At 44.6% G+C, this 24,790-nt stretch carries 28 protein-coding genes and 1 pseudogene; 21 read left to right on the plus strand and 8 right to left on the minus strand.

Features of this window, described 5'->3' with window-relative positions; genetic code table 11:
* Window positions 1–6 precede the first annotated feature (6 nt).
* A complete protein-coding gene (locus RH061_RS03650; RefSeq protein ID WP_311074013.1) occupies window positions 7–3,051 on the minus strand; it encodes a GNAT family N-acetyltransferase in 3,045 nt (1,014 codons plus the stop codon).
* 235 nt (window positions 3,052–3,286) lie between these two features.
* On the opposite strand from RH061_RS03650, the gene RH061_RS03655 reads away from it, so the two are divergent.
* From RH061_RS03655 to RH061_RS03670, 4 genes are all read left to right on the plus strand, one after another.
* The gene (locus RH061_RS03655) at window positions 3,287–3,790 is read left to right on the plus strand and encodes a methylated-DNA--[protein]-cysteine S-methyltransferase (RefSeq protein ID WP_311074014.1); all 504 of its coding nucleotides are present in this window, start codon (window positions 3,287–3,289) and stop codon (window positions 3,788–3,790) included.
* A gap of 219 nt (window positions 3,791–4,009) precedes the next feature.
* Window positions 4,010–4,510: a flavodoxin domain-containing protein gene (locus RH061_RS03660; protein ID WP_311074016.1), complete on the plus strand. Its 501-nt coding sequence runs from the start codon at window positions 4,010–4,012 to the stop codon at window positions 4,508–4,510.
* Between the two features lie 97 nt (window positions 4,511–4,607).
* Entirely contained in the window at window positions 4,608–5,159 is a 552-nt protein-coding gene (locus tag RH061_RS03665; protein WP_311074017.1) for an undecaprenyl-diphosphatase, read from the plus strand.
* A gap of 121 nt (window positions 5,160–5,280) precedes the next feature.
* Window positions 5,281–6,546, plus strand: a complete 1,266-nt coding sequence (locus RH061_RS03670) for a hemolysin family protein (RefSeq protein ID WP_311074019.1) — start codon at window positions 5,281–5,283, stop codon at window positions 6,544–6,546.
* A 200-nt stretch (window positions 6,547–6,746) separates the two neighbouring features.
* Here RH061_RS03670 and RH061_RS03675 read toward each other — a convergent pair whose 3' ends face one another.
* From RH061_RS03675 to RH061_RS03690, 4 genes are all read right to left on the minus strand, one after another.
* Window positions 6,747–6,878, minus strand: a complete 132-nt coding sequence (locus RH061_RS03675; RefSeq protein WP_285290787.1) for a hypothetical protein — start codon at window positions 6,876–6,878, stop codon at window positions 6,747–6,749.
* A 36-nt stretch (window positions 6,879–6,914) separates the two neighbouring features.
* A complete protein-coding gene (locus RH061_RS03680; protein WP_311074021.1) occupies window positions 6,915–7,778 on the minus strand; it encodes a permease in 864 nt (287 codons plus the stop codon).
* 22 nt (window positions 7,779–7,800) lie between these two features.
* A complete protein-coding gene (locus RH061_RS03685; protein ID WP_311074022.1) occupies window positions 7,801–7,974 on the minus strand; it encodes a hypothetical protein in 174 nt (57 codons plus the stop codon).
* Between the two features lie 74 nt (window positions 7,975–8,048).
* Complete coding sequence (locus RH061_RS03690; protein ID WP_311076255.1) at window positions 8,049–8,375, minus strand: ArsR/SmtB family transcription factor; 327 nt, start codon at window positions 8,373–8,375, stop codon at window positions 8,049–8,051.
* Between the two features lie 210 nt (window positions 8,376–8,585).
* Here RH061_RS03690 and RH061_RS03695 point away from each other — a divergent pair, with 210 nt between their 5' ends.
* The 9 genes from RH061_RS03695 (at window position 8,586) to RH061_RS03735 (ending at window position 14,129) form a co-directional block, all read left to right on the plus strand.
* Complete coding sequence (locus RH061_RS03695) at window positions 8,586–8,957, plus strand: ArsR/SmtB family transcription factor (protein ID WP_311074023.1); 372 nt, start codon at window positions 8,586–8,588, stop codon at window positions 8,955–8,957.
* A complete protein-coding gene (locus RH061_RS03700; RefSeq protein WP_311074024.1) occupies window positions 8,950–9,951 on the plus strand; it encodes a permease in 1,002 nt (333 codons plus the stop codon). Before RH061_RS03695 ends, RH061_RS03700 begins: the two co-directional genes overlap by 8 nt.
* 20 nt (window positions 9,952–9,971) lie before the next feature.
* Window positions 9,972–10,202, plus strand: coding sequence for a thioredoxin family protein (locus RH061_RS03705; protein ID WP_311074026.1), 231 nt, complete (start codon window positions 9,972–9,974; stop codon window positions 10,200–10,202).
* Between the two features lie 186 nt (window positions 10,203–10,388).
* The gene (locus RH061_RS03710; protein ID WP_311074028.1) at window positions 10,389–10,733 is read left to right on the plus strand and encodes an ArsR/SmtB family transcription factor; all 345 of its coding nucleotides are present in this window, start codon (window positions 10,389–10,391) and stop codon (window positions 10,731–10,733) included.
* Window positions 10,734–10,748: 15 nt separating this feature from the next.
* Window positions 10,749–12,044 (plus strand): arsenic transporter, encoded by a 1,296-nt coding sequence (locus tag RH061_RS03715; RefSeq protein WP_311074030.1) that lies wholly within the window; start codon window positions 10,749–10,751, stop codon window positions 12,042–12,044.
* An 18-nt stretch (window positions 12,045–12,062) separates the two neighbouring features.
* Window positions 12,063–12,482 carry an arsenate reductase (thioredoxin) gene (gene arsC, locus RH061_RS03720; protein ID WP_226645766.1) on the plus strand — a complete coding sequence of 140 codons (420 nt, stop codon included), beginning with the start codon at window positions 12,063–12,065 and terminating at the stop codon, window positions 12,480–12,482.
* Window positions 12,483–12,531: 49 nt separating this feature from the next.
* The gene (locus RH061_RS03725) at window positions 12,532–12,960 is read left to right on the plus strand and encodes a protein-tyrosine phosphatase family protein (RefSeq protein ID WP_311074034.1); all 429 of its coding nucleotides are present in this window, start codon (window positions 12,532–12,534) and stop codon (window positions 12,958–12,960) included.
* 364 nt (window positions 12,961–13,324) lie between these two features.
* A complete protein-coding gene (locus RH061_RS03730) occupies window positions 13,325–13,675 on the plus strand; it encodes a MerR family transcriptional regulator (RefSeq protein ID WP_311074036.1) in 351 nt (116 codons plus the stop codon).
* The gene (locus RH061_RS03735) at window positions 13,668–14,129 is read left to right on the plus strand and encodes an SRPBCC family protein (RefSeq protein ID WP_311074038.1); all 462 of its coding nucleotides are present in this window, start codon (window positions 13,668–13,670) and stop codon (window positions 14,127–14,129) included. The genes RH061_RS03730 and RH061_RS03735 overlap by 8 nt, the downstream gene beginning before the upstream one ends.
* A 332-nt stretch (window positions 14,130–14,461) precedes the next feature.
* Here the strand turns inward: RH061_RS03735 and RH061_RS03740 are convergent, their stop codons facing one another.
* The gene (locus tag RH061_RS03740) at window positions 14,462–14,902 is read right to left on the minus strand and encodes a hypothetical protein (RefSeq protein WP_311074039.1); all 441 of its coding nucleotides are present in this window, start codon (window positions 14,900–14,902) and stop codon (window positions 14,462–14,464) included.
* 3 nt (window positions 14,903–14,905) lie between these two features.
* Window positions 14,906–15,250: an ASCH domain-containing protein gene (locus RH061_RS03745; protein ID WP_311074041.1), complete on the minus strand. Its 345-nt coding sequence runs from the start codon at window positions 15,248–15,250 to the stop codon at window positions 14,906–14,908.
* 181 nt (window positions 15,251–15,431) lie between these two features.
* Here RH061_RS03745 and RH061_RS03750 point away from each other — a divergent pair, with 181 nt between their 5' ends.
* The 5 genes from RH061_RS03750 (at window position 15,432) to sdaAA (ending at window position 20,017) form a co-directional block, all read left to right on the plus strand.
* Window positions 15,432–15,977, plus strand: a complete 546-nt coding sequence (locus RH061_RS03750) for a sigma-70 family RNA polymerase sigma factor (RefSeq protein WP_311074043.1) — start codon at window positions 15,432–15,434, stop codon at window positions 15,975–15,977.
* Window positions 15,958–16,959, plus strand: coding sequence for an anti-sigma factor (locus tag RH061_RS03755; protein ID WP_311074044.1), 1,002 nt, complete (start codon window positions 15,958–15,960; stop codon window positions 16,957–16,959). Before RH061_RS03750 ends, RH061_RS03755 begins: the two co-directional genes overlap by 20 nt.
* A 283-nt stretch (window positions 16,960–17,242) precedes the next feature.
* On the plus strand, window positions 17,243–18,277 hold the full coding sequence (locus RH061_RS03760) for a GGDEF domain-containing protein (RefSeq protein ID WP_311074046.1): 1,035 nt from the start codon (window positions 17,243–17,245) through the stop codon (window positions 18,275–18,277).
* Between the two features lie 141 nt (window positions 18,278–18,418).
* Complete coding sequence (gene sdaAB, locus RH061_RS03765; protein ID WP_311074047.1) at window positions 18,419–19,084, plus strand: L-serine ammonia-lyase, iron-sulfur-dependent subunit beta; 666 nt, start codon at window positions 18,419–18,421, stop codon at window positions 19,082–19,084.
* Between the two features lie 27 nt (window positions 19,085–19,111).
* Complete coding sequence (sdaAA, locus tag RH061_RS03770; RefSeq protein ID WP_311074049.1) at window positions 19,112–20,017, plus strand: L-serine ammonia-lyase, iron-sulfur-dependent, subunit alpha; 906 nt, start codon at window positions 19,112–19,114, stop codon at window positions 20,015–20,017.
* An 81-nt stretch (window positions 20,018–20,098) separates the two neighbouring features.
* Here the strand turns inward: sdaAA and asnA are convergent, their stop codons facing one another.
* The gene (gene asnA / locus RH061_RS03775) at window positions 20,099–21,088 is read right to left on the minus strand and encodes an aspartate--ammonia ligase (protein ID WP_311076257.1); all 990 of its coding nucleotides are present in this window, start codon (window positions 21,086–21,088) and stop codon (window positions 20,099–20,101) included.
* Window positions 21,089–21,294: 206 nt separating this feature from the next.
* On the opposite strand from asnA, the gene RH061_RS03780 reads away from it, so the two are divergent.
* The 3 genes and pseudogenes from RH061_RS03780 to RH061_RS03790 all read left to right on the plus strand — a co-directional run bounded on the left by RH061_RS03780 (window position 21,295) and on the right by RH061_RS03790 (window position 24,584).
* A complete protein-coding gene (locus RH061_RS03780; RefSeq protein ID WP_311074050.1) occupies window positions 21,295–22,452 on the plus strand; it encodes a murein hydrolase activator EnvC family protein in 1,158 nt (385 codons plus the stop codon).
* Window positions 22,453–22,547: 95 nt separating this feature from the next.
* A pseudogene (locus RH061_RS03785) lies at window positions 22,548–22,911 on the plus strand (MerR family transcriptional regulator).
* Window positions 22,908–24,584 (plus strand): acyl-CoA dehydrogenase family protein, encoded by a 1,677-nt coding sequence (locus tag RH061_RS03790; RefSeq protein WP_311074051.1) that lies wholly within the window; start codon window positions 22,908–22,910, stop codon window positions 24,582–24,584. The pseudogene RH061_RS03785 and the gene RH061_RS03790 overlap by 4 nt, the downstream one beginning before the upstream one ends.
* The last annotated feature ends 206 nt before the right edge of the window (window positions 24,585–24,790 follow it).

Raw genomic sequence — 24,790 nt, forward strand, 5'->3', positions numbered from 1 at the left:
CTCCTTTTAAAATTGGACTCTTCTCAGTTTTTTCAGCAGGTCTCCAGTCAGCTTTCGCTCATCGAAAAATAGGAACAGCGGAGCGCTTTTTTCGAATTCTCCCTGGTGCTTTGAGACGAGCTGTAAAACTTCTTTATTTGTATAAGCATCAGTTGGAGACGCATCATTGTTTGGAATCAAGTAGAACTTATCATCACTGTTGATCGAGGTGAAATACGAATCTCCATCCAACAGCAGAGGAATTTCCTCACTGCCTGCGTGATAAGCATGCCCCTGCTGGCTGTCAATGACTGAAATCTGTATATCGGTCAGCTGATTGCCACCGACGAAGAGATCTGTGATCCAAACATCATCAGCAAGATTTTTTCCGCCAGCATCCGTAACCTTTGCAAAAGAGGCGACAACCGGCACGCCTGGAAGCATCAAATAATATTGCACATACTGGACGCCTTTCCACTGCTTATGTTCCTCGAACTCTGTAGTGATTGCCAGTCCGCTCCACTTATTGCCTTCACAGTCCGCCATTTCAACGACTTCAGCATGACTGTTCTCTTTTAACAGTGAGAAGGTGTTGATTCCTCTCGGAGCGGTCTTCATTCCGCCGGCCCATGGATTCCACCAGCTCTTCGCCGTCAACTCTGGGTAGGAATTGGCGAGCCACTCGTGGCCATTCACTTCCATAGAATAGATTCCAGGATAAAAAGCTGGGTCTGCCTTCAGGGTGATGTCTCCGTTATCAACGAAGATACTGCTTCCTTCACTGTTGCTAATAACCTTTCCAGCAGGAGAAAGCAGCAATTCTCTGAATCTAGCTTCTGTTCCATTGCCATCATATGCAGCCTCGAGAATCGACACGGGCTGTGAAGCTGTTATTGGCACTGTCACGGAATGAGAGGTTTTCTCCATTTCTGCCGTAATTTCATGGATCACATTTCCGATGGTTAAAGTTCCATCCAGATAGCTGTTTCGGTATGTTTTTAAAGTGAATTCCGGATCAGCATCAGGCTTGATCACGAGCTGGTCTGATTGATAACTCAGTTCGGTTGTTCTTTCAGCTTTCTTATGGACTGGGGTTTGCTCTGCATAGGCAATGAAATCGTCTACAGTCTGGAAAGCGCCAAGTGAAAGGGTGATGGTTCCGGACACCGCTTTGGCGCCTGGCTCCAGTTTTCCAAATTGGTCCTCAATGATGAACTGCCAGCTCTCAGGACCAGCGTTGCTCTCTTTAGACCAGGCCAATCCAATCGGTCCGAAATGCCCTTCGGAAAAATACCAGTTTCCAGTGATTCTTTCTGGATCCAGCTCACCAATTTCCATGATCCGATTTTCTGAAAAATAAACAACCTCGCCATCAAGCGGGAAGTAAACCTGCTCCAAATCTTGATGGACAGGCTGGCTGAAGGCCACATCAGGATGGGTGCTTTCTCCCTTATTTTCAACCTCTGCCCATGTATGGAGAATTCCATCACCAAATAAGCGGAACGTCTGTGTTAAACGCAAACCTTCCATCTCAGCTGAATCCAGGCAGATTTTTAAATACACCGAGGAATCATCGACCTCCCAGGTAACAGATGTAGGTTTTTTCTTGGTAAACTCGAGCGAATATGGTTTTCCAAGCTTTGGTGTCAGGAAGGCAAAAGGAAGATTCTGCTTACTGGTGCTTTTCGCAACAGTCGTCAGCAAATCCCGTTTGCGGACATTGATCTGTCCAAGGCCGTTGAAAATATGCCAGCAATCCTTCGACTCACCGCCGAACTTCGCGCCAGGACCTTTGAAGGAAACCGAGATATCCTGCTCGTAAGTCAGCTTTTGTCCATCAGTTTTTGTTGCTGTAATCGTCAGCTCAGGCTTGTAAAATCCATGCTTTTTTACCGTTAACGGCACAGACACCGTCTTGCGGCCGCGGGCAGGAACATTTGTGGTGATGTTGTTATTTCCTAAAACAACCTGCTCACTCTCCGGAAAGCTTAATTGAAACTCAGCATTCTCCCTCAGATTATTCGTTATTTCAACTTCAATTGAAGTCTCTTTTTCAAGGAAAGAGAGATTGCCAGAGTAGCTGGCTTCTATTTTTGCCGGATTGATCGGAAAGACACCAAGCTTCAACTCGCATTCAAGTTCATTGATCCAAACAGTCGTCCTGATGCTAGGATGCGTATGCCAGTTGCTCGGTTCTTCTCCTTTTTCAACGGTAAAGGTAGCGGATATAGTAGATTCATCAACTACCAATTGCTCCGTTGAAAAATCATACTTAACACGCTCATTGCCGATGCCGCTTACCTTGAAGCTTAGCGGTGCAGCGCCCTTGTTCACGACCGTGATTTTAAACTCCCGCTCTTCTTCCTGGATCACTTCATGGTCGGCCATCTTCAGTTGCAGAATGAACTCATCATTTTCGATCAGACAGATCCCTCGGCTTGTTCGTTCGAATAGTACTCGTGCTGATGTTTCGGCGTTCTGCCAGCTATATTCATAGAAGGTGAAGCCATTTTCCTTGTGGCCGTCGGGCTTCACTTCTATCATTCTAGTGCTGTCCTCATACCAATCCAATTTTTCAAAGACAGGTTTTAACAGCGGTGTGTTCAGGACCTGTGGAATGAAATTCATCAAGTGTGTTGAGTCATCCCGGTCCTCCCAGAAAAAGCCGCACTTTTTATAAAGCGGAACGGCCTTCGTATTCCCGGCCCAGGTGTAGAGGTCAAGACGCGGCCAGCCCAGCTCCACCGTTTTTTCCAGCGCCTGAAGCAGCAGCTTCTTGCCAATCTTGTGCCCCTGGTAATCAGGCCTGACATTGAGCAGAGGGATATACAGTGAGCCCGTATCCTCCTTATACTCAGACAAGCCGCAGTATCCGGCGACTTCTTCACCGTCCAGTGCCAGATAAAGCTCGATATTGTCTGAGTTAGCCTCCTTCTTTTTCACTTGCTCCTCTGTCATGACGCGCGTATCGCCGCCCCATCCGTCACGGCTCAGATTCCACATTTTAGCGACTCCAGCCGCCAACCCTTCGTGATATTTCTCGATTTGAATTACCTTGTTCAATTGTGTCATTACAATTCTCCTCCCCGACTATGGGCCATCTTCCTTTTTCGTTAAAATAAGCTTCTTTTTTGAATTGTCCATTTTGCTTAACCTCCTTTGATTTATTGGGAGTGTTTTACACTCCATATCCATCGTAAAGGGAAAATTTACTAGAGTAAAGAAAATTTAGAATTAATAATATTTTCCTGGAAAGCATCAGGCTCATTTATTGGTTATAATGGAGAAAAAGGGGGAGTCGGGCAGTATGGAACAAAAAATCTATTGGGATATCCTTGATTTCAATCACAACGAAATTTATATCTCGGCAACGGAAAAAGGTCTATGCTATGTTGGATCGCCTGAAGAGGACTATGAAGTTATGGCTAAACGTTTTCCTGGGGCTGTTTTTGAGAAAAATGAAGAAATGATGAAACCATACAAGCAAGAATTGACGGAATATCTAGAAGGAAAGCTCCTACAATTTTCCCTGCCAGTCGATGTAAAAGGAACACCATTCCAGGAAGCAGTCTGGGAAGCACTGAAGGAAATCCCTTATGGCGAGACCCATACATATTCCGATATCGCAGGAAAAATCGGCAAACCCGCTGCAGTGCGGGCAGTCGGAACAGCGATCGGGGCCAATCCAGTCCTGATTTCTGTACCTTGCCACCGGGTCATTGGCAAAAACGGAGCGATTACCGGTTATCGCGGTGGGATTGCCATGAAGCAGCATTTGTTGGAGTTGGAGAAAACGCATTTTAGAAGCTAATGTGCCCGAAACGGAAGGGCCCCCGCGTTCTCGGTAACAAGTAGGGCCAACAATGGCTTCGTATGAAGTTATACGGGTTTTACCTTATCATTTAACATTCAAATTGTAAGGAAATTGCCATACATCTCTCACACTTTTTCTCCACCTTAAAGCTATAATGAACCCAAATGGACTAGGCACGGTGGTCTGGAATACCAAAGGGCTGATGGGGGCGATTGAATGAAGAGTTTGATTGTTTACTGCTCAACACATGGTACGACAGCAAAAGCGGCACATCTTTTACGAAAACGGATTGAGGGAGATGTCATTGCCATCAACCTGGATAAGACAAAGCTCCATTCAGATTTGGAGTTGTTTGATTCGGTGATGATCGGCGGATCGATCCATGCTGGGAGCATTCAGGGGAAAATCAAGAAATTCATGAAAGAGCATGAGAATGTGTTGCAGAGAAAGAATCTTGGCCTGTTTCTATGCTGCATGAGGGAAGGGCAGGATGCAAATCTCCAGTTTGAGAATGCATTCCCTCCAAACCTGAGGGAAGCGGCAATCGCGAAAGGGTTGTTCGGGGGTGAATTCATTTTTTCAAAGATGAATTTCTTCGAGAAAATCATTGCGAAAAGCGTGAGCGGATCTGCAGAAGAAATTTCACATCTCAACCTGGAATCGATCGACGAATTCGCGGAAACTTTCAATCGTAATAATAAGTATTTACCTGTCTGAGAATCGAGGGCTGTCTGGCCTTCGATTTTTTTATTTTGGACAGCGGAAAATATTGTATAATCAAATTAATTTTTCAGGGGGAGAGTGTTTTTAAGGAATGAATATTGAGATTTTCAGAATGATTAATGACGCTGGAAAGGAATTCGAGGCCTTGAATCCGGTCTTGGTCTTTATCGCTAACAATGCGATTTACCTGTTAGCGGCGGCTGTCCTGATATACTTGTTCAGCCGGAAGCCGGGGAACAGGCTGATGATCATGAGCGGTTTAGTGTCGCTTATTTTAGCGGAAGTGGCCGGGAAAATTGGGGGCATGTTCCACTCTAATCACCAGCCGTTTGCAACGCTTGCAGATGTCAATCAATTAATTGAAATGGAAGTGAACAACTCGTTTCCAAGTGACCACACGATTATCTTTTTCACGATGGCGGTCACGTTCTGGCTGTTTAAAAGAAAGCATACATATTTATGGATTCTGCTTGCCGGGATAGTTGGTCTTTCACGAATTTGGGCCGGCGTGCATTATCCGGCGGACATCCTCGTGGGTGCCATTCTAGGATCGGGCTTTGCTTATCTTGGCTACCGTGTCATTCCCACTATCAATTTATCCAGCAAGAATAAATTGACAGGCAAGGAAATGAAAAATCTCTGATTATGAAACCTATGCGCCGGGTAAATCGTACATAAACAATACCGAGATAGAGTATTTGATTTATTTACTCTAGACCTGTAAAATATATTCTGACAAATTTTTTTTCGGAGAGTGAATTTTTTTGGAAGTTCCCATAGGTTTAGTCATTTTATTAGGTGTTTTAATTCTTTTATCTGCCTTCTTTTCATCGGCAGAAACCGCTTTTTCCAGCGTCAATAGAATCAGGCTGCGAAACTATGAATCTGAAGGCCGCGCTGGAAGCAAGAATGCTTTGTATATTTCAGAGAATTTCGATGACGCGCTGTCTACAATTCTAGTAGGTAATAATATTGTAAATATTGCGGCGGCGAGTATTTCATCCAAGGTTGCTGTTGATATCTTCGGAGCCAGCACAGGTCTTATCGTAAGTACATTTGGTATGACGATCTTGATCCTGATTTTTGGTGAAATATTGCCAAAGTCGATAGCGAAGGAAAATGCAGAAACGTATTCGTTAAAAATTTCCGGTATCCTGCTATTGATGATCAAACTTCTGACGCCGATCAATTTCTTTTTCAGTAAATTGAAGGCATTCGTATCAAGGATGTTCTCGAAGGATGGAGAAGCTCAGCCATCTGTTACCGAAGAAGAAATCAAGGTAATGGTCGACATCAGTGAAGAAGAGGGTGTCATCAATAATGAGGAAAGGGAGCTCGTACACCGTTCCCTGGAATTTAACGATGTTCTTGTCGGCGAAATTTTAACACATCGAATGGACATGATTACAATCGAAGTAAACCAGCCACTCGAGGAAATCAAGCAAATCTTCCTTGAAGAACGTTTCTCACGGGTGCCGGTTTATGAGGACAATATAGATAATATCATCGGATTCTTGTCCGAACGTGAGTTTTTTGCAGAACTGATCCAGAATAAAGAGGTTAATGTCCGTGAAATGCTGCGCCAGCCGATGTTCGTGGTAAGGTCGATGAAAATCGCGACACTGCTGCCTGAGCTTCAAAGGACGAAGAGCCATATGGCCATCGTCGTTGATGAATTCGGCGGAACGAGCGGCTTGATTACGCTGGAAGACATCCTTGAAGAGCTGGTCGGCGAGATTTGGGATGAGCATGATGAAAAGGTCAACATCATGACGAAGATCGATGAGAGCACGTATGAGTTCGATGCGGCCTACGATCTTGATGATTTTGCCGAATTGTTCAATGTGCCAATGCCGGATACATCGTACCACAACCTGGGCGGCTGGATTTTTGAAACATTGGAAAGCATTCCGGTGAACGGCGATACATTTGTCTACGAAAACCTGCGGATCATCGTAAAGGAAGTAGAAAATCACCGTATTCGTAATATAAAAGTGGAAATCATGCCCGTTTTAGAGGTAGAAGAGTAAAAAAGAAGGTGGGATCAGGCGACTTTAGAGCCTGGTTCCACCTTTTTTGCTTGCTGGAAAAATTATTCTCTTAATGTTGAGCGATAATCGCACTAAGATTACCTGTAATTGCACAGTAAAGTCAGGGAATTGCACGGAAAATGTTGTTAATTGCACGAAAACCCATGCTAATTGCACCGTCTTCCTTTTGCTGTAAAAAACTAGCAGCAAGAAGTATCCCCGCCGCAGCAAGCTTCGTTTTTCTCTTCTGTTTCCTGGACTTCTTTGATTTCTACGCTGCAGCAATCAGACTTTGAGTTGCTGCCCATAAGGATTTTGATAAAGTTAGCCATTGTTTTCACCTCCTTTCATCAATAAAATTTGATTAATTAAACGAAGTAGAACACAAACCCAGAGATAGTAGACATCATGATGACAGATGCGATGAAGGCAATCACAAGCTGCTTTTTAAAGATTGATTTTAGCAGGATGACTTCAGGCAGACTGGCACCGGCTGAGCTAATCATCATTGCCATTACAGGGCCTAGGGCCATTCCTTTTATGATCAGCATTTGCGATATCGGAATCATGCTCGAAAGCCTGATGTATAAAGGAATTCCTGCAATTGCAGCGACTGGGATCAGCCACCATGCATCGTGTCCGAACCATTTCGTGATGAATTCCGTTGGAACGAGTCCGTGGATGACTGCACCAATCGCGGCACCAATCAGCAAGTAAGGGTAGACACTTTTCATCAGCGACCAGGTTTCGTCTAATGCAAATCTCCAATTGAACTTCTGGTTCTTTTCTTCATATCCGGACATGATGACGTTTTTGACGTAGCGCTGAAATCCCAGCTTATCAAGTGTAAAGCCGATAACAATCGAGAAAACACTTGTGATGATTGTGTAAATAATTGTTACTTTCCAGCCCATTACAACACCCATGATGGTTAAAATCGTTGGGTCCAATACCGGAGAAGCGAAGAGGAAAATCATAACGATTGAAAATGGGATTTTCTTTTTCAGCATATTGACGACTACTGGTATCGTCGAGCAGGAACAAAATGGTGTGATAAATGCGAACAGGATGGCGGCAAAGCTGGCGAACACTTTATTCCGTCCTGTCAGTTTCTTTTCGATTTTTTCATAAGGAATGTATCCCTGCAGCAGGCTGATCAAGAAGGAAATCCCGATAAAAAGCACCGTTAATTCAAGGGCGATCCATAAAAAGCTTTTAAGAAATTCAATCATTAACCTCTACCTTCTTCCTCCATTAATTAAGCGTTAGCTGGAACTGCGCAGCATTTAGGCTGCTGTTTTTGTTTCCGGAAAACAAAGGGAACTGCTTCGTTTCCGGCTGTTCATAGAACTTCCACGCGTGTCGAGCTTTCCTTTCAACTTCCTGCTGCTTTAACTGCGCCAAAGCTTGATAATCTTGATAAAACATATATATCCTCTCCTTAATCAAAATATGTTGATTTATTTATCAAAAAAAATTGATTAATATGTTGAAAAGTTAACCTAACAACAGTTGCTAGGTCTGAAAAGGCAGCAAAGCTCTGGAGATAGGAGGTGGTTTATTTCTTCGGTGTTTACTGTGTAGTAGCTCCAGGTTCCCTTTGTTTCTTTTTTGATCAGATTGGCATCAAGCAAAATCTTCAAATGATACGACAATTTTGATTGGGGCATGTCAATCAGTTCACTTAGATCACAAACGCAGCTGGAGTCTTGCTGGCATAGAAGATTGAGGATGTGCAGGCGTTTTTGGTCGGCAAGGGCTTTGAATTTCTTTTCGTATTTTTCAAAGGTGCTTTGAAGCGGTGGTTCCTTAGTAGCTTTGGAGTCAATGGTCAGGTCTGTTAAAGGAATGAATTTTTCCACTTTCAGCTCTCCTTAATCAAAATCTCTTGATATATTGTATTGTATTTCCTGTAAAACCATTTTGCAACTGTTAAATCAAAAACTTTTGATTTATTTTTCAGAAGTCGAAAATATGTCAAAAACAAAAACTACAAAACTAGAAAAATAGTTATATACTTTTAGTGGGAGGTGCTTTTAATGAGTTGTCGAACTGGATGGGAAATTAAATCGTCAAACACCATGCAAGGGGTCATTGCCAGAGCCAAGGAAGAATTTCTTCTTATGAATGCTGCGGAAGAGCTTGAAAGCACAGCGGCCTTTTTCAAGGCGCTCGGAGATGAGACACGACTTAAAATCATGACACTATTATGGTTCGAGGATCTATGCATGTGTGAAATCGTGGATGGCCTGTCGGGAGCATCCTCAACAATCAGCCACCATTTGAAGATCATGGAAAAAGGAAAGCTCATCCAATCTAGAAAAGAAGGTAAGTTCACTGTCTACAGTCTGGACAAGGAAAGGCTGGCACCTCTGATTCCGTATATAAAAGAAGGCGATTTACATGTTTAATCAACTGGCCACTTGGCTTGTCGTCGATGTCTTGAATATGGAGCTGTCCTCCAGACTTGGCGGGGCACTGCATTTTTTCATTTACGACACGACGAAAATCTTATTTTTGCTCGCGGTAATGATTTTCGCGATTTCATTCGTCAGGAGCTTTTTCCCGCCTGAAAAAGTAAAGGATTGGCTTGAAGGCAGAAGGAAAGGCGCTGCCAGTGTGATGGCGGCTTTTCTCGGAGTGCTATCGCCATTCTGCTCCTGTTCGACGGTGCCTTTATTTATCGGCTTTGTCGAGGCTGGAATCCCTTTAGGCATCACATTTACCTTCCTGATTTCATCCCCGATCGTGAACGAAATCTCGCTGGTCATGCTGTTTTCCATTTTCGGCTGGAAAGTAGCCTTGATTTATGTCCTTGCCGGAATGACTCTGGCGATTGTCGCTGGTGCCATCATTGGCAAGCTGAAGATGGAAAAGCATGTGGAGTCATATGTATATGAAATTGCGGCCGGCCAGGAAAGGATTCATATGCCTGAGGGCGATAACAAAACGTTTGCCGAAAAAATCAAGGCGTTATTCACTCGAGAGGAGCTTAAGGAAAGAACGATTTACGCTGCCCGGAATGTAGTGGAGACGGTACAGAAGATTTGGCTCTACCTTTTAGTCGGGATTGGCATCGGGGCGTTCATTCACGGCTATGCGCCGCAGGATTTGCTTGTCAAATATGCCGGGGAAGGCAATTTCTTCGCAGTTCCGATCGCGACGATTTTAGGCGTGCCGCTATACTCTAATGCCGTCGGCTCCCTGCCTATTGTCGAAGCATTGTTAAACAAAGGGGTAGGTGCAGGTACAGCGCTGGCCTTCATGATGGCCATCACGGCGTTGTCCCTTCCGGAAATGATTTTGCTCAGGAAGATAATCAAACCAAAGCTTATTGCTGTCTTCGCAGGCGTTGTCACCACAGGGATCATCCTGATTGGTTATGGTTTCAATGCAATCTTATAATTTATGAGGAGGAAATGAAGATGAACATCAAAATACTAGGTACAGGCTGCAAAAAATGCCAGGAGCTCGAAAAAAACACTCGCATGGCGGTAGAAGAACTACAGCTTGAAGCACAGGTAGAAAAAGTTGAAGACATTAAGGAAATCATGAAATATAAGGTAATGAGTACGCCCGGACTTGTCATCGACGAAAAAGTGGTTTCCACAGGGAAGCTGCTCACAGTCAATGATCTGAAAGGTATTTTGGTTTAATAGCGAATCACAATCAGCGTCTGGATGAAACCCGGGCGCTTTTTCTTTAAATAATATCTGTTCCAATTGTTTAAAATAAGGCAAATAACCGCCTTTACAAAACCTTAATATTCTTTACATATGATCACTATTGAACATATAAGCAAATTATTATATGATGATACAGTAATTGGAGGTGGAGAGTAATTGATTAAGCAAAGTATTGAGATGGATCAGGCTGCTGGAATTTTTAAGCTGCTTGGTGACAAGACGCGTTTGACGATGATGAGAATTCTTGCTGATCACGATTGCTGTGTTTGTGAGTTTGTAGCCATGTTCGATGCCAGCCAGCCGGCGATCAGCCAGCATATTCGCAAGCTGAAGGATGCAGGTTTGGTAAAAGAAAGCAGGAGAGGGCAGTGGATTTTTTACTCGCTGAACCGGCAATATGAGCATTTCGATTTTGTTCAATTGCTCATGGATGCACTTCCAAGCCAGGAAGAAAAATTAACAGAACTTGAAAAGCAGGGAAAACGGATTTCCTGTGATTAACGGAGGTGTGTGGATTTGTCATTACCGATTATCGCTTCACTGATTTTCCTCGTGACGCTGACACTGGTCATCTGGCAGCCTAAAGGGCTGGGAATTGGCTGGTCAGCGGTAGGGGGAGCCATTTTAGCTTTGATCTTCGGTGTTGTTGACTTCCAGGACGTAATAGATGTTACGGGGATTGTCTGGAATGCAACACTTGCATTTATCGCAATTATTATCATTTCACTTATTTTAGATGAGATTGGATTTTTTGAATGGTCTGCCTTACATATGGCGAGGGCAGCAAAGGGTAACGGAGTGAAAATGTTCGTGTACGTCACCCTGCTTGGTGCTGCAGTTGCTGCATTGTTTGCGAATGACGGCGCTGCACTGATTTTGACGCCAATCGTTCTGGCGATGGTGAGGAACCTGAAATTCGAAGAAAAAATGGTGTTTCCTTTTATCATGGCGAGCGGATTCATTGCCGATACGACCTCATTGCCGCTGGTTGTAAGCAACCTCGTCAATATCGTTTCTGCTGACTACTTCAATATTGGATTCGTCGAGTATGCGTCTCGCATGATCGTGCCGAACTTTTTCTCATTAGGTGCAAGTATTTTGGTCTTGTATTTATTCTTCAGAAAAAGCATCCCGAAAAACTACGAGATGTCTGATCTGAAAAAGCCGGTTGAAGCGATTAAGGATATGAAAATGTTCCGCTTATCCTGGATTGTTTTGGGAGTCCTTCTTTTCGGTTACTTCACTAGCGAATTCCTGAATATCCCGGTATCATTCATTGCCGGCATCGTCGCGATTTTCTTCTTGATGATGGCAAGAAGAAGCCCAGCTGTCCATACGACGACCGTCGTCAAAGGCGCGCCATGGGCAATTGTATTCTTCTCAATTGGTATGTATGTGGTCGTTTACGGTCTTCGAAACGCCGGATTGACGAACATCCTTGCTGATGTCATTCAGGCTGCAGCTGACCAGGGCTTATTTGTCGCAACGATCGGCATGGGTTTCATCGCCGCGATTCTTTCTTCGGTCATGAACAATATGCCAACTGTCATGATTGACGCGCTGGCGATTGCGGATACTAATACAACAGGAGTGGTCCGCGAAGCACTGATTTATGCCAACGTCATTGGTTCTGATTTAGGTCCGAAAATCACGCCAATCGGATCACTGGCAACACTATTGTGGCTCCACGTCCTTTCACTGAAAGGCGTCAAGATTTCATGGGGCACTTATTTTAAAACCGGAATCATTTTAACCATTCCTACTCTGTTCATCACTTTGGTAGGTCTATATATTTGGTTGCTAATTATCTAATAAGGGAGCGATTCTACTATGGCTAAAAAAACTATTTACTTCTTATGTACTGGAAACTCTTGCAGAAGCCAAATGGCTGAAGGATGGGCAAAAAAGTATCTGGGTGACGAGTGGGAAGTGAAGAGTGCGGGTCTTGAAGCGCACGGATTGAACCCGAATGCTATAAAGGCGATGAATGAGGTGGGAATCGATATCACTGGCCACACATCAGATGTCATCGACCCAGAAATCCTGAACAATTCAGAGCTTGTGGTCACACTTTGCGGGCACGCAGATGAGCACTGCCCGGTAACACCTCCACATGTAAAACGCGAACACTGGGGCTTTGACGACCCGGCAAAAGCTGAAGGAACAGAAGAAGAAAAGTGGGCCGTATTCCAGCGCGTCCGCGACCAAATCAGCGACCGTATCAAGACATTCGCTGAGACAGGGAAATAATTCGAAGCCAAGGGGAAACTCTTGGCCTTTTTAAAAGGAGGAGCAATGAATGAGCAAGAACTACCAAGCTTTGATACCTGGCAGGATTTTTATCGGCGGTACAGATGCGATCCCCGAACTGCTTGAAAACGAGAAAATCGATATGGTTTATGATTTGCGAGCGGAAAATAAGGATGGCGAGTATGAATATCCACGCACACATCTGCCAATGTATGACGATGACTCCCAGCAGGATGAGTCCGTTCAGAAGGCGATTGAGGAAGTGGAGCGAGCTTATGATGCCGGAAAAAACATCTACTTTCATTGCTCAACTGGCAGAACGCGGACAGGTACCCTTGCCGCTGGAACATTGCTGAAACTAGGTAAAGCTAATAGTGTTGATGAAGCGAAGGCACAAGCAAGAGAAGTTCGTGAAGTACTGAATCTTGATTCCAAATTGATCACATCTCTTGAGAGAATTTTTCCTGAGAAAAAATGAAGATAACTGACAAAGCACGTGAACGAATATTGAACCTGCTGGATGAGAAGCAGATTCCAGGCATCCGGCTTTATTTTGCCGGGATCAGCTGAAGGAGCTCCAAAATTGGACTGGCTCTGGATGAGCCGGACGAAGACGATGAAATCATCCTGGTCAATGGAATCAAGGTCGCTGTTGACCCTTCGATTGAATATGAAACAAAAGGTTTGACGATAGACTTTAAAGACGATTTTCTTTTAACAAAGAGCAACAGAGATTTCTGCTAAGCAGCCGCTATTTTGGTGGCTGTTTTTCTATATTCACGGAAATAATTTGACCATGTGGTGCACTACATGGTTTAAGATGTTTCTATAAGGGGGCCGAAATGTACAAGGTAAGCGAATTTTCCAAAATGACAGGGCTCAGCAAGGAGACGCTCAGATATTATGCGGAGATCAAGCTGCTCGAGCCTGTATTCATCGACCACAATAATAAGTACCGCTATTATGACAATGGTTCCTATTTGGTTGCGCTGTTATTGGTCCATCTGAGGCGGTTCAATTTTACCATCCAGGAAATGCTGACCGTCGTGAACGATGAATCGTTTGAAAATCTGGAACAAATCTTATTGAAAAAGAGACAGGGACTCGTCAATCAGGTGCAGGAACTGAATGAACTCATTGAAGAAATGGATGATTTCTTCGAATTTGGGATGGAGGGCGAAGTAGATGATTAAGTGGCACGAAGAGCGGATCATACCGGTCAATATCGAAACAATATGGACATTATTTCAACTGGAGAACATTCAGCGCATCATGCCCAATGTGATAGAGAACAAAGTGATCGAAAAGAAAGAAGGAGTCGTCGGCTCGAAATACGAGCAGAAATATAAAGAAGGCAAACGAATCGAAACTTATATTGTTGAGGACCTCGAGCACGAAAATACTCCTGATAAAAAACACAACAAAATCGGTTTCACGCTAGCCAAAGCATTTCAGGTTGAAGCAGCGTATACGCTGATCAAGGTCGGGGAGCATGAAACCCGGTTCATTTACCAAGGCCAGAATACGGGGCTGAACTTCCTGGGAAAGACCTTGCTGAAATTGGGCGGAGAAAAGAACAACAAAAAAGTCGTCACCGATTTTATGGATTTGGTGGAAAAAGAAGCACTGCAGGAAGCGAAGAAATGATCGGGATTGCTGCCATTTTGGGATGGCAGTTTTTTTATGGGGAAAACCGGCTCAATATGGACATGAATAAGGGGAAATGTAGTAAGCAGCGCAGGACTTTGGTTCAGGTAAGGATATTTGCCGGCAGATTTAGTGTTATTTATTAATCCCAATTAATTTATTGGCGAAAGAAATTATATCGACCACATTTTTGATTTTATCAGCGGATTTTGAATTTTATCGACCACATTTTTGAATATATCGGCGGATTTTTAAATATATCGACCACATTTAGCATTATATCGACCAAGTGTAAAAAAAAACCGGGCACCACGGCCCGGGCTTCAGCTTCCTCACCACAAATTCGGTTTCACGACCATGAACCAGAGCATCGACATCAACAGGATGATGTATGTCCAAATGGTGCGTTTCAGTTTTGCGGAGAGTTCTATTTTATTCGCGCCTTCTTCGGCAAATTTCCGGAGTGTTGGCGAGAATGCCCTTGCAAGGAAAAAGAGTGAGGCAAACAGCAAGGCCAGTGTCGCGATAATCCACGGTGTTTGCCATGTCCATGGTCCGAGGATGACGAGCAGCACTCCTGTTCCAATCAGTACATGGCCGGCGTGCTTTGACAGCCGGACAGCTGATTTCAATGTAGCCAGATGAGCCTCGAGCTCTTTCCCCACTGCATCAGGCAGTTTTTTTACAATTGGCATCAAAATGAAGAACGGGCCAATCGACATAATCACGCTTGCGACGTGAAGATAAATAATCGCTCGGTATGCCAGATTCATTTTTTATTCTTCAACAGGGCTGAATTCGTGTACCCAAACGCGCATTTGCGGAAGCCAAGGCATTCCAGGGTGGTAAGACAGGATTGACTGCTTGTACTCCTCGACTGTTTCATAGCCTTCACGCTGTGCGTCAGCGTCTGTCAATTCACCAAGAGACTGTGAGTAGACATTGTCCACAACGAATTTCTTTCCTTTTAACTCCATGACTTCGCCTACATCGGCATAACGGCCGTTACGGCGAGTGGCTGTCTTCTTGCCTTCCAGTACTAGATTAATATCGTCTTCCATTGTGATCAGACGCTCGATCTCACATGTTTTTGGCGGCAATGCATTATTTTGTTCAGTCATTTGAAAAACTCCCTTCACTTTGTTCCTATATAATGTACCATACTTCGAAAAAGGAAAGCCAAGCCGTTCACCGTGAAAATAGTGTTTTGAAAACTTTTTTACAAAAACACTTATATTGAGTGTAACATTTTACATAGTTCATCGTTTTAGTATCGAGATTTTAAAAATGAGGGGCAGTAGTATGGATGACGGCAGAAGGAATGAACTCGAACAATTATATAGGAAGTACACAAAGCCCCTGTATTACTTTTTGCTGAAGCTTTCAGGGTCGCCTCAGCTGGCCGAGGATTTGACGCAGGAAACCTTTGTGCGGGCAACGGTTTCGCTTTCTTTTTACGAGAATGAGGATGTAAGGGCCTGGCTGTTCAAGGTTGCCCGCAATGCCTATCTGGATGAATGGCGTCGTCGCCAGCGGAGAAAATGGGTACCGTTCGCGGATTATCTATTTTCAAAGGATGAGATGGCGAGTCCATACGGGCTTCCGGAGGACGAAGCGATTCAGGCGGAAATCTCCGATGACCTGCAGCAGCTAATGACCTATTTGCCGGAACAGTACCGGTCGATCCTGTATTTGCGTGAGGTCGAGATGTTCAGTTACCAGGAAATAGAGGAAGCGCTCGATTTGACGGAAAACCAGGTGAAGGTCACGCTTCACCGGGCGCGTAAAAGACTTGCGCATATGGCGGAAAAACAAGGATGGAAGGACGATGAACATGGATTGGACTAAAGATAAGGAAAAGAAAATCCTTTTTAAATATCGATTTGCATTGACGGTGAAGGTCATTAAGGTGATTCTCGCCACACTGTTTTTCTTCTGGCTGTATATGTTGGTTGTTTCAATCAGCTATCATGCGCTTGGTCTTGATAAAAAACATATTTTTTACAGCCGGGTGGCAATGGACTGGACGCAGCCGAATATGCAGGAGGAGTTTGGCAGCATCGACTCAGCCGAGATCACACCTTTTCTTACGCAAAAAATTTCTTATCCAGTCTACAAGATGATTGGAAAAGAGCCTGAACTCGTTGGCACGAAACAATTGGCAAAACGGTTGGTTCCTATGTACTCAACAAATCAGACGGAATACCTCAAGCCTAAAACCGAGAGAGAATACAATTTTTATCTTCCAGAACATCCGAAGACAGGCAACAAGCTGGAAGCTAATGAAGATCCATCGGTCTGGACGAAGCTCGATAAGGTTCACGAAGGCACGGTTGCCGAGCTGTCCTTTTCGACGAAAAAGTATATGACACCAGAGGAAATGCTGGAGTTTTTGAAGCCATATGATCTTGATGTACTATGGATGCCATTGTATACGGGTGAATTGAAGGAGTATGAAGAAAGCTGGTGGGGCAGCAGCAACTCTGTTTCGGTTGCACCTTTCGGCTTCACGGGCGGCCGTGATGCCCATGATGGCTACAATTCAACAAGCAAGAATCTGCTCTACGAAAATCTGACTGATGAAAATAAGAAACGGATGTTGAAGCAAATGAAAAATCTTATTGAAAATGAATCAGCGAGCTACCGGGAGAATTTCCTCGGTCTCTCTCATCTTGAAGAGCGCTACGATTACCTGATGAAGGAGGGATTCCAGGTTTACGGCGCTGTCGTGACCGGTCCGGTAAAAGAATTGCTGAAGTTGAAGGAGAACGAACAAATTCAGGGGGCGAATCTCGGGGATATGTCGTACTGGAATTGGTCTGAAGAATAAAGGATCTTTGGATAAAATTTTATGAAGAAGCAAGGTCTTTTCTGGGACTTTTGCTTCTTCTTTTGCTTTTGGAAATATACTAAAATAGAGTTTTCTAGTACAATAGAAGTAGAGTGGAAACCGCTGTTACATGCAGTAATGGTCGCATCCCACAGCAATATATTTCAAATTCAAAATAATTACTTTCGAGGAAAAATCTTGAGCCTATAAAGCTGCTGGACCAGGCAACACGTTCTTACATGAAAAGAAGCGTTGCCAATGAATGGCAGGGGAGATGAGAACGATGTTTCATAACTTTGAAACGATTGAAGAACTTAAACGAAGCGTGTACATGTGGATGCTCCCGATTATTACGGTTGCCCTGGTCATCAATAGCTTTTTAAATCATAACAGCCTGTTCGATACAGTGGTTAATACAACGCTGATCATCTGGTTTTCCATGAGCTGGGTTATAGCATATACAAATCGTGGAATTCGCATAGCGGAATATGTCACTCTCTTTTTGGTGAGTGTGTATCATATCACCACGATGTTCGATGTCGTTTCCAATGATCTCGCGGAAAGAGGCGGCTCATTGGGAGACTTCATTGTCTGGATGCCGCTCATCATCATGTTTTTCTTTTTGGCGCTTGGCATTAAAAGAGGACTGTATTACTCAATCTTCATTTTCATGGTAACATTGGCAATCGGTGTGATTCACAGCGGGCAGTTGACATCTGAATCAATCGATTCGCTCACGCAGTTCCATGCGGCGAATATTGTCTATATATTGGTCCTCTATTACGCGCAAAATATGTTCCGTGCTTTTACGGAAAGAGATTTGCTTAAGAAGTACGCCTATCTTGATTCCCTGACCCGCGTCGCCAACCGGCATCAGATTGATGTCTGGCTTGAGGAAAGGCTCGAGTCTGCGGAAAGAGAAGGCAAACCGTTTTCCATCATCTTTTTCGATATCGATCATTTTAAAAAGGTTAATGATGTGTTCGGCCATAAGATTGGCGACTGTGTGCTGAAGGAGCTGTCTGCCATCGTTTCTGGAAATCTAGGTGACGGTGACCTGTTCGGCCGTTGGGGCGGAGAGGAATTCATCCTGATCATCGACAGTACCGGTGGACAAGCCTATGAAAAAGCCGAACATTTCCGCAAAATGGTCGAGAACCACTGCTTTAAAGGAGCTGGCAGTCTAACCGCAAGCTTCGGTGTCACGGAATATCGTCAGAATGACAATATTGACTCATTGCTTAACCGTGCTGACGAAGCACTGTATAGATCGAAAAACAGCGGCAGGAATAGAGTAAGCGTGAATGAACCATCCTGATTGATTGGGATGGTTTTTAAATTCCAGTAAATTTATGATTAAACTCTATATAGAATGTGGTAAGATAACTATGGTTAGGACTCTAATAAATTATTTATATATGAAATCGCTTTCAATAGATTGGTAAAGGGGCAGTGCACCATGAAATATCGTTCTGCATTTGATATTATAGGTCCGGTGATGATCGGGCCATCGAGTTCGCATACAGCCGGCGCTGCAAGGATTGGCCGTGTGGCGCGCACATTGTTCGAGAAGCAGCCGACAAAGGCCGTCATCTCCTTGTACGGCTCTTTTGCTAAAACGTATAAAGGACATGGAACGGACCTGGCACTCGTTGCCGGGATCTTGGACTTTGATACATTTGATGAACGGATTCCAGACGCTTTGAAAATCGCTGAGCAATCCGGGCTCGAAGTTGAATTCATCACCGAGGATGCAGTCACAGAGCATCCGAATACGGTAAAAATAAATCTTTATGATGGACAGGGCAAGGAGCTTGAAATCGTCGGGATTTCCATCGGCGGCGGAACGATTGAGATTACAGAAATCAATTCGTTCAAGCTGAAGCTGTCCGGCGCCAACCCGGCGATCCTCGTCGTCCATCATGACCGATTCGGGCTGATTTCAGCTGTGACAACGGTTTTATCAAAGCATCAAATCAACATCGGCCATATGGAAGTTTCCCGCAAGGACAAGGGAGACATCGCCGTCATGGTCATCGAAATGGACCACAAACTCGAAGACGGAGTTTATGCGGAGTTAACCGCACTTGATGGCGTTGATCAGGTTATCCGTCTCGTTGACTAAAATTGAGTAACATCAGGAGGGCAAGCCATGTTTCGTAATGTTGCGGAGCTTGTTGAATTAGCTGAAAAAAATCAGGTGAAGATCGCCGAAATCATGATTCGGCAAGAAATAGAAGTTTCTGGCCGCTCGCGTGAGGATATCATTGCCCAGATGGACAATAACCTGCAGGTCATGGAACGCGCAGTGGAAAGAGGTTTGGCTGGCGTTAAGTCCCAGACCGGTCTTACCGGCGGGGATGCAGTCTTATTGCAAAAGTACATCGACAGCGGAAAATCGCTGGCTGGTAATCTATTGTTGGATGCTGTCAGCAAGGCGGTCGCAACAAATGAAGTGAACGCCGCAATGGGTATCATTTGCGCGACACCAACTGCTGGATCAGCAGGTGTCGTTCCGGGGACACTTTTTGCCGTAAAGGAAAAGTTGAACCCGACACGCATGGAGATGATCGAGTATCTGTTCACGACCGCTGCATTCGGTTTTGTCGTAGCGAATAACGCATCGATTTCCGGAGCTGCCGGCGGTTGCCAGGCAGAAGTCGGATCGGCTGCCGGAATGGCTGCGGCTGCAATTGTTGAAATGGCTGGCGGAACTCCGCAACAGTCATCTGATGCATTTGCAATCACATTGAAAAACATGCTTGGATTAGTCTGCGACCCAGTTGCAGGGCTGGTCGAAGTTCCATGTGTAAAAAGAAACGCAATGGGTGCATCGAACGCCATCACTGCGGCTGACATGGCACTGGCAGGTATCACAAGCCGAATCCCATGCGATGAAGTTATCGGTGCGATGTATGCCATCGGCCAGACAATGCCATCCGCATTAAGGGAAACAGCAGAAGGCGGACTTGCGGCAACACCAACAGGCAAGCGCCTAGAAGAAGAAATCTTTGGGAAGCCAAAGGAGAAATTGGTAGATTACTTGATTCAAAAATAAGACGAAAAGCCACCCGTTGTGAACTGATCCTTGATTGTTAGCAATCAAGGAGCGAGTCATAGTTGGTGGCTTTTGCTTTTTCTATAATAAATGAATATTCCGCTTCCGGCACTCCTCGATGGTTTCCTCATCCCACACAGAAACCTGGACCTCGCCAATATGAATTTTCCGGAGCAGGAACATGCACAGCCGCGATTGGCCAATCCCGCCGCCAATTGTATATGGCAGCTCTTTGTTCAATAACGCCTGGTGATACTCCAATTGGGTTCGTTGTTCCTGGCCTGCAAGCTTCAATTGTTCCAGCAGACTTTTCTCATCGACCCTGATTCCCATTGAAGTCATTTCAATTGCCCGGCCTAATGGCGGGTACCAGAGCAATAGATCGCCATTCAAATTCCAATCATCATAATCAGGTGAGCGGACATCATGCTTTTGGCCAGAGCGAAGTTCGTGGCCGATTTCCGAAATAAAAACTGCCCCAAACCTTTCTGCAATTTTATCCTCCCGTTCTTTTGGTGATAGCTCGGGATAAAGATCCTCCAGTTGCTGTGAGGAGATGAAGCTGATTTTTTCCGGCAAGATCGTGCCGAGGGTCGGATAGAGGTTTGCCAGGAAAATTTCTGTTTTTTTCATCACATCAAAAATTTTCTCAACAGTTGTCCTCAGTATCTGCCCATTCCGCTGCTTCCGGGAAATCACTTTCTCCCAGTCCCACTGATCAACATAAAGGGAGTGGAGCTGGCTGAGAGTTTCGTCGCGCCGGATCGCGTTCATATCTGTATAAAGTCCTTCTCCCAGAGAAAAACCATAGCGCTTCAACGCCATCCTTTTCCACTTTGCAAGAGATTGAACAATCTCCATTACATCGTTTTCCACACCAGGCGCATCAAAGGAAATCACCCGTTCATTCCCCGCAAGATCATCGTTGATCCCCTTGCCGCTCCTGACAAAAATCGGCGCCGAAACCCTTGTCAGCTCTAATGTTTCAGCAAGATGGTTCTCAAAAAAATCCTTCGTTTTCTTAATCGCTATTTCGGTTTCCTTCAAATCTAATTTTGACTGATACTTCAAAGCAGCATGGCTCAATTGTCCTCATCCCTCCAGATTCATTTAGCGCTTTAGTGTATTTACGCAAACATCCATTTACATTATGACAGCAATGGGTGAAAGTTGCTACTGTCCTACTGCAAAAACGAAAAGCGACAACAGAAGTCGACAGGTTTAGTAGCTTTGTAGAGATATACTAATTGATAGAATCCAAGCGTAGGGGGCGTGAGATGAGGAAAAATACTTTTACAATCGCAATAATAGCCGGACTAGTCATGACAGGCGTGCAGCCTGCTGAATCAGCAGAAGACTCGGAAATCCGCCAGCATCGGCTAGAGCTTAAGGAAAACTTCACTGAAAAAGAAAACCAAATTAAAGCAATGGACAAGGCTGAAGAAAAATACCTCTCCGAACTGAAGGCGCTGGATGATGAGATGACAGAGCTGAATCAGAAAATCAGGGATCTTCAAATCGTCCTTGATTCATCAGAACAATCTGCAGCGAACATGGAAAATGAAATTCGCAAGCTCAGCTCCAACATCGAACACCGGGAGAAATTAATCAAAAAACGACTGCGTTTGATGCAAAATAACGATGGATTGGGAATGTATGTAGATTTGATTTTTGATACAAAAAACGTTTCCCAGTTGTTTGATGCAGCAATCGCGGTCAGCACAATCATTAAGGCTGATAAAGATTTGCTGGCAAAACACAAAACTGAATTGGAGTCGCTGAAGGAACAGGAAGAAGCGCTTGAAGACCAGGTAATCCTGCTGGAAAAGGACCAGGAGGAAATGCTGTCGCTGAAAGCTGACTTGGAGAAGAAGGCAGAGGAGAAGCAGCGTCTGCTTGAAACTGTTCATGCCAGTAAGGAGGAAAGCGAATCACAGCTGATGGACATGTACGAGGTCTATGTCAACCTCGCATCCCAGGAGATTGCGATTTTAAAAGAAAACCAGAGAGTGGAGAAGCTTGCCTCTGAATCTGAGGACGTTTTTATCATGCCTACAAAGGGAGAACTGACCTCGGGATATGGTCCTAGATGGGGCAGGCTGCACGCAGGTATCGATATTGCCGATGAATCGGCAGAAACGGAAGTGGTCGCGGCTGCATCCGGAACAGTCATCCGCTCATATTATTCTGCTACATACGGAAACTGCGTCCTGGTCACCCACAAAATCGGTGACAAGACCTTCACCACGCTTTATGCCCATCTGGAAAAAAACGTAGTCACAACAGGTCAGCCTGTCAAGAAAGGCGAGTTGCTGGGCTATATGGGAAACACCGGCGACAGCAGGGGCAAGCATCTCCACTTTGAAATCCATGAAGGCCAGTGGAATTATGAGAAATCAAACAGCGTTGACCCACTGCTATATGTGAAAAAATAAGCCAGGTTTCCATTGGGAATCTGGCTTGCTCTTTACGTTAACGTCAATGGTATAATTAATTTACTGACTATTCTGTAAAAAAAGAGGTTTTGCTGATGTATACGATTTCTGACTTGGCGGAGCAGTTTGGAGTTACAACCCGTACCATCCGCTATTACGAAGAGCTCGGTTTACTGCTGCCATCCAGGACAGAAGGTGGCTGGAGGATTTACACAGCTAGTGATAACCCGCTTGAAACTTGTATTCCGCGGGAAGCGGTTTGGATTTTCACTTGATGAAATTAAAGAAATGGTATTGCTATTCGACGAGGATCGGACTGGTGAAAAACAATTACAGCGAACAATTCAGTATGGAGAGGAAAAGCTCGCAGAAGTGAATGAAAGAATTTGTGAACTGGTTGAGATCAGGGAAGAAATCGAAAGGCTGTTGACTGAATTCAAAGGGAGGCTAAATGAATGAATTTTTATAAGGAAGAACCGCAGTTTCGAGCTTTGCCGAAGGAATTATTGGATGAAGAATTTTTTGAGTACGCAGACCGGGAGCTGCTGGTGTTCGGCGAAAAATGTGCCAACGAAATCGACCAGCGAGCCAGATTCACCGACCGCGAAGGCCAGCCGAAGCTGATTAAATTCGATGCCTATGGCGATGATATCTCCGAAGTATGGGTGAATGAAGGCTACCGGAAAACAGTCGAGGATTCTTATAATACCGGGATTGTCGGCTATGTTCACAAGGATATTCCCGAACTGGGGAGACGTGGGAATTATATCTATTCCTATGCCCAGGGCTATCTATTGTCCCAAACCCAAGCAGGCTTCTACTGTCCAGTAACTTTGAAGATGGCCACTGCTTATTTATTGGACCAGTACGCATCACCAGAGTTAAAAGAGAAATTCCTGCCCCATGTTTTATCAACAGGAGAGACAACTCTATACGAAGGCGCCACTTTCCTGACCGAACGCCAGGGCGGATCCGACGTCGGCGCAAACGTGGTGAAAGCAGTCCAGACAGCCGACGGCTATAAAATCTATGGAGAAAAATACTTCGCCTCCAACGCAGGAATGTGCGGCGTCGCAATGGTCTTAGCAAGGAAAGAAGGAGCCCCATCAGGCACAAAGGGACTGACATTATTCGCCGTCCCATGGCGCAAAGAAGACGGAAAGCTCAACGGCATCAAAATCCGTAGGCTCAAGGATAAACTAGGAGTTCGCGCAGTCCCATCCGCCGAAGTCGAATTCGACGGAGCAGAAGCTTTTTTAGTCGGAGACCCAGCAAAAGGCTTCTATTACATGATGGAAGCACTCAACCTCTCCCGCGTCTGCAACACCGTCGCCTCACTCGGCATCATGCGCCGTGCATATCGTGAAGCTCGGGAGTACGCATTGAAGAGAGATGCCTTCGGCAAAAAACTTGCCGATTTCCCGATGATCAAAAACTCCCTGGTGAAAATGGCCGTAAAACTCGAAATCGAAACCCGAACAGTGTTTAAATACCTCCCTTTGTTTGAGAAAGTCATGAGGAATGAGCAGGGAGTATCAGAAAAAGACATCGTATTAAACCGACTCTACATCGCTCTACTGAAAAAAGAAACCTCAGAACAAGCCGTCCACTTCACACACGAAGCCATCGAAATGCATGGAGGGAATGGATACATTGAAGACTTTGTTACGCCGCGGTTATTGAGGGATGCTCAAGTGCTGACCGTTTGGGAAGGAACAGCCAATATCCTTGGGCTGGAAGTATTGAGGTTGATGGAGAAGTTTGATGCTGGGGAGTTGTTTTTGGAGGAGATGAAGGAGCGTATTGCTGGGATTGAGGGAGAGTTTTTGGATCAAGTCCGTGGCGGGATTGAGCAGTTGGAGAAACTGCTGGCTTCTCTGCAGAAAGCATCTCATGACCATAAGACTTTTCACTCAAAGCGGGTAGCTGAATTGATGGTGAAGGTTTTTGAGAGTGTGAATGCTTTGGAGTATGCTGAAGGTGGGGATGAACGCGTTCGAAGGATGATGGAGGTTTATATAGAAGAAACATGGAAATCAGGACATGAATTTGTTGATCAATTAAAGCCAGTGGATTATTTTCATGAGGTAGTCAGCGGATTTTTGTCTCAAGAAAAATCCTTAGTAAAATAACGATACCATAGCGTCTCCTTAGTCTAGGAGGCGCTTTCCAATAATTTGTTGTTCTATATATATAACAAAACGTTCTATTTAGTTTACGAAATATTAAGAAAATTGGAGATAAAAAGAGATAACGAACGATATTCGTGCGTTATTAAGAAAAAACAGCCGAATTTGAGGTTTTTCAAAACTAGTATGTTGGCATATACTCACAATAT

Origin of the sequence: Mesobacillus jeotgali, from assembly GCF_031759225.1 — a bacterium.
In the GTDB taxonomy this organism is placed as follows: Bacteria; Bacillota; Bacilli; order Bacillales; family Cytobacillaceae; genus Mesobacillus; species Mesobacillus jeotgali_B.

What these genes read in the sequence shown, in the direction of transcription:
- RH061_RS03695 (WP_311074023.1), top strand. Translation starts at nt 8,586, where the DNA reads ATGAGTTGTCGAACTGGATGGGAAATTAAATCGTCAAACACCATGCAA.
- RH061_RS03790 (WP_311074051.1), top strand. Translation starts at nt 22,908, where the DNA reads ATGAATTTTTATAAGGAAGAACCGCAGTTTCGAGCTTTGCCGAAGGAA.
- RH061_RS03665 (WP_311074017.1), top strand. Translation starts at nt 4,608, where the DNA reads ATGAATATTGAGATTTTCAGAATGATTAATGACGCTGGAAAGGAATTC.
- sdaAA (WP_311074049.1), top strand. Translation starts at nt 19,112, where the DNA reads ATGTTTCGTAATGTTGCGGAGCTTGTTGAATTAGCTGAAAAAAATCAG.
- RH061_RS03660 (WP_311074016.1), top strand. Translation starts at nt 4,010, where the DNA reads ATGAAGAGTTTGATTGTTTACTGCTCAACACATGGTACGACAGCAAAA.
- RH061_RS03730 (WP_311074036.1), top strand. Translation starts at nt 13,325, where the DNA reads ATGTACAAGGTAAGCGAATTTTCCAAAATGACAGGGCTCAGCAAGGAG.
- RH061_RS03755 (WP_311074044.1), top strand. Translation starts at nt 15,958, where the DNA reads ATGAACATGGATTGGACTAAAGATAAGGAAAAGAAAATCCTTTTTAAA.
- RH061_RS03680 (WP_311074021.1), bottom strand. Translation starts at nt 7,778, where the DNA reads ATGATTGAATTTCTTAAAAGCTTTTTATGGATCGCCCTTGAATTAACG.
- RH061_RS03740 (WP_311074039.1), bottom strand. Translation starts at nt 14,902, where the DNA reads ATGAATCTGGCATACCGAGCGATTATTTATCTTCACGTCGCAAGCGTG.
- RH061_RS03750 (WP_311074043.1), top strand. Translation starts at nt 15,432, where the DNA reads ATGGATGACGGCAGAAGGAATGAACTCGAACAATTATATAGGAAGTAC.
- sdaAB (WP_311074047.1), top strand. Translation starts at nt 18,419, where the DNA reads ATGAAATATCGTTCTGCATTTGATATTATAGGTCCGGTGATGATCGGG.
- arsC (WP_226645766.1), top strand. Translation starts at nt 12,063, where the DNA reads ATGGCTAAAAAAACTATTTACTTCTTATGTACTGGAAACTCTTGCAGA.
- RH061_RS03655 (WP_311074014.1), top strand. Translation starts at nt 3,287, where the DNA reads ATGGAACAAAAAATCTATTGGGATATCCTTGATTTCAATCACAACGAA.
- RH061_RS03760 (WP_311074046.1), top strand. Translation starts at nt 17,243, where the DNA reads ATGTTTCATAACTTTGAAACGATTGAAGAACTTAAACGAAGCGTGTAC.
- RH061_RS03780 (WP_311074050.1), top strand. Translation starts at nt 21,295, where the DNA reads ATGAGGAAAAATACTTTTACAATCGCAATAATAGCCGGACTAGTCATG.
- RH061_RS03685 (WP_311074022.1), bottom strand. Translation starts at nt 7,974, where the DNA reads ATGTTTTATCAAGATTATCAAGCTTTGGCGCAGTTAAAGCAGCAGGAA.
- RH061_RS03745 (WP_311074041.1), bottom strand. Translation starts at nt 15,250, where the DNA reads ATGACTGAACAAAATAATGCATTGCCGCCAAAAACATGTGAGATCGAG.
- RH061_RS03735 (WP_311074038.1), top strand. Translation starts at nt 13,668, where the DNA reads ATGATTAAGTGGCACGAAGAGCGGATCATACCGGTCAATATCGAAACA.
- RH061_RS03705 (WP_311074026.1), top strand. Translation starts at nt 9,972, where the DNA reads ATGAACATCAAAATACTAGGTACAGGCTGCAAAAAATGCCAGGAGCTC.
- RH061_RS03725 (WP_311074034.1), top strand. Translation starts at nt 12,532, where the DNA reads ATGAGCAAGAACTACCAAGCTTTGATACCTGGCAGGATTTTTATCGGC.
- RH061_RS03700 (WP_311074024.1), top strand. Translation starts at nt 8,950, where the DNA reads ATGTTTAATCAACTGGCCACTTGGCTTGTCGTCGATGTCTTGAATATG.
- RH061_RS03650 (WP_311074013.1), bottom strand. Translation starts at nt 3,051, where the DNA reads ATGACACAATTGAACAAGGTAATTCAAATCGAGAAATATCACGAAGGG.
- RH061_RS03675 (WP_285290787.1), bottom strand. Translation starts at nt 6,878, where the DNA reads ATGGCTAACTTTATCAAAATCCTTATGGGCAGCAACTCAAAGTCTGAT.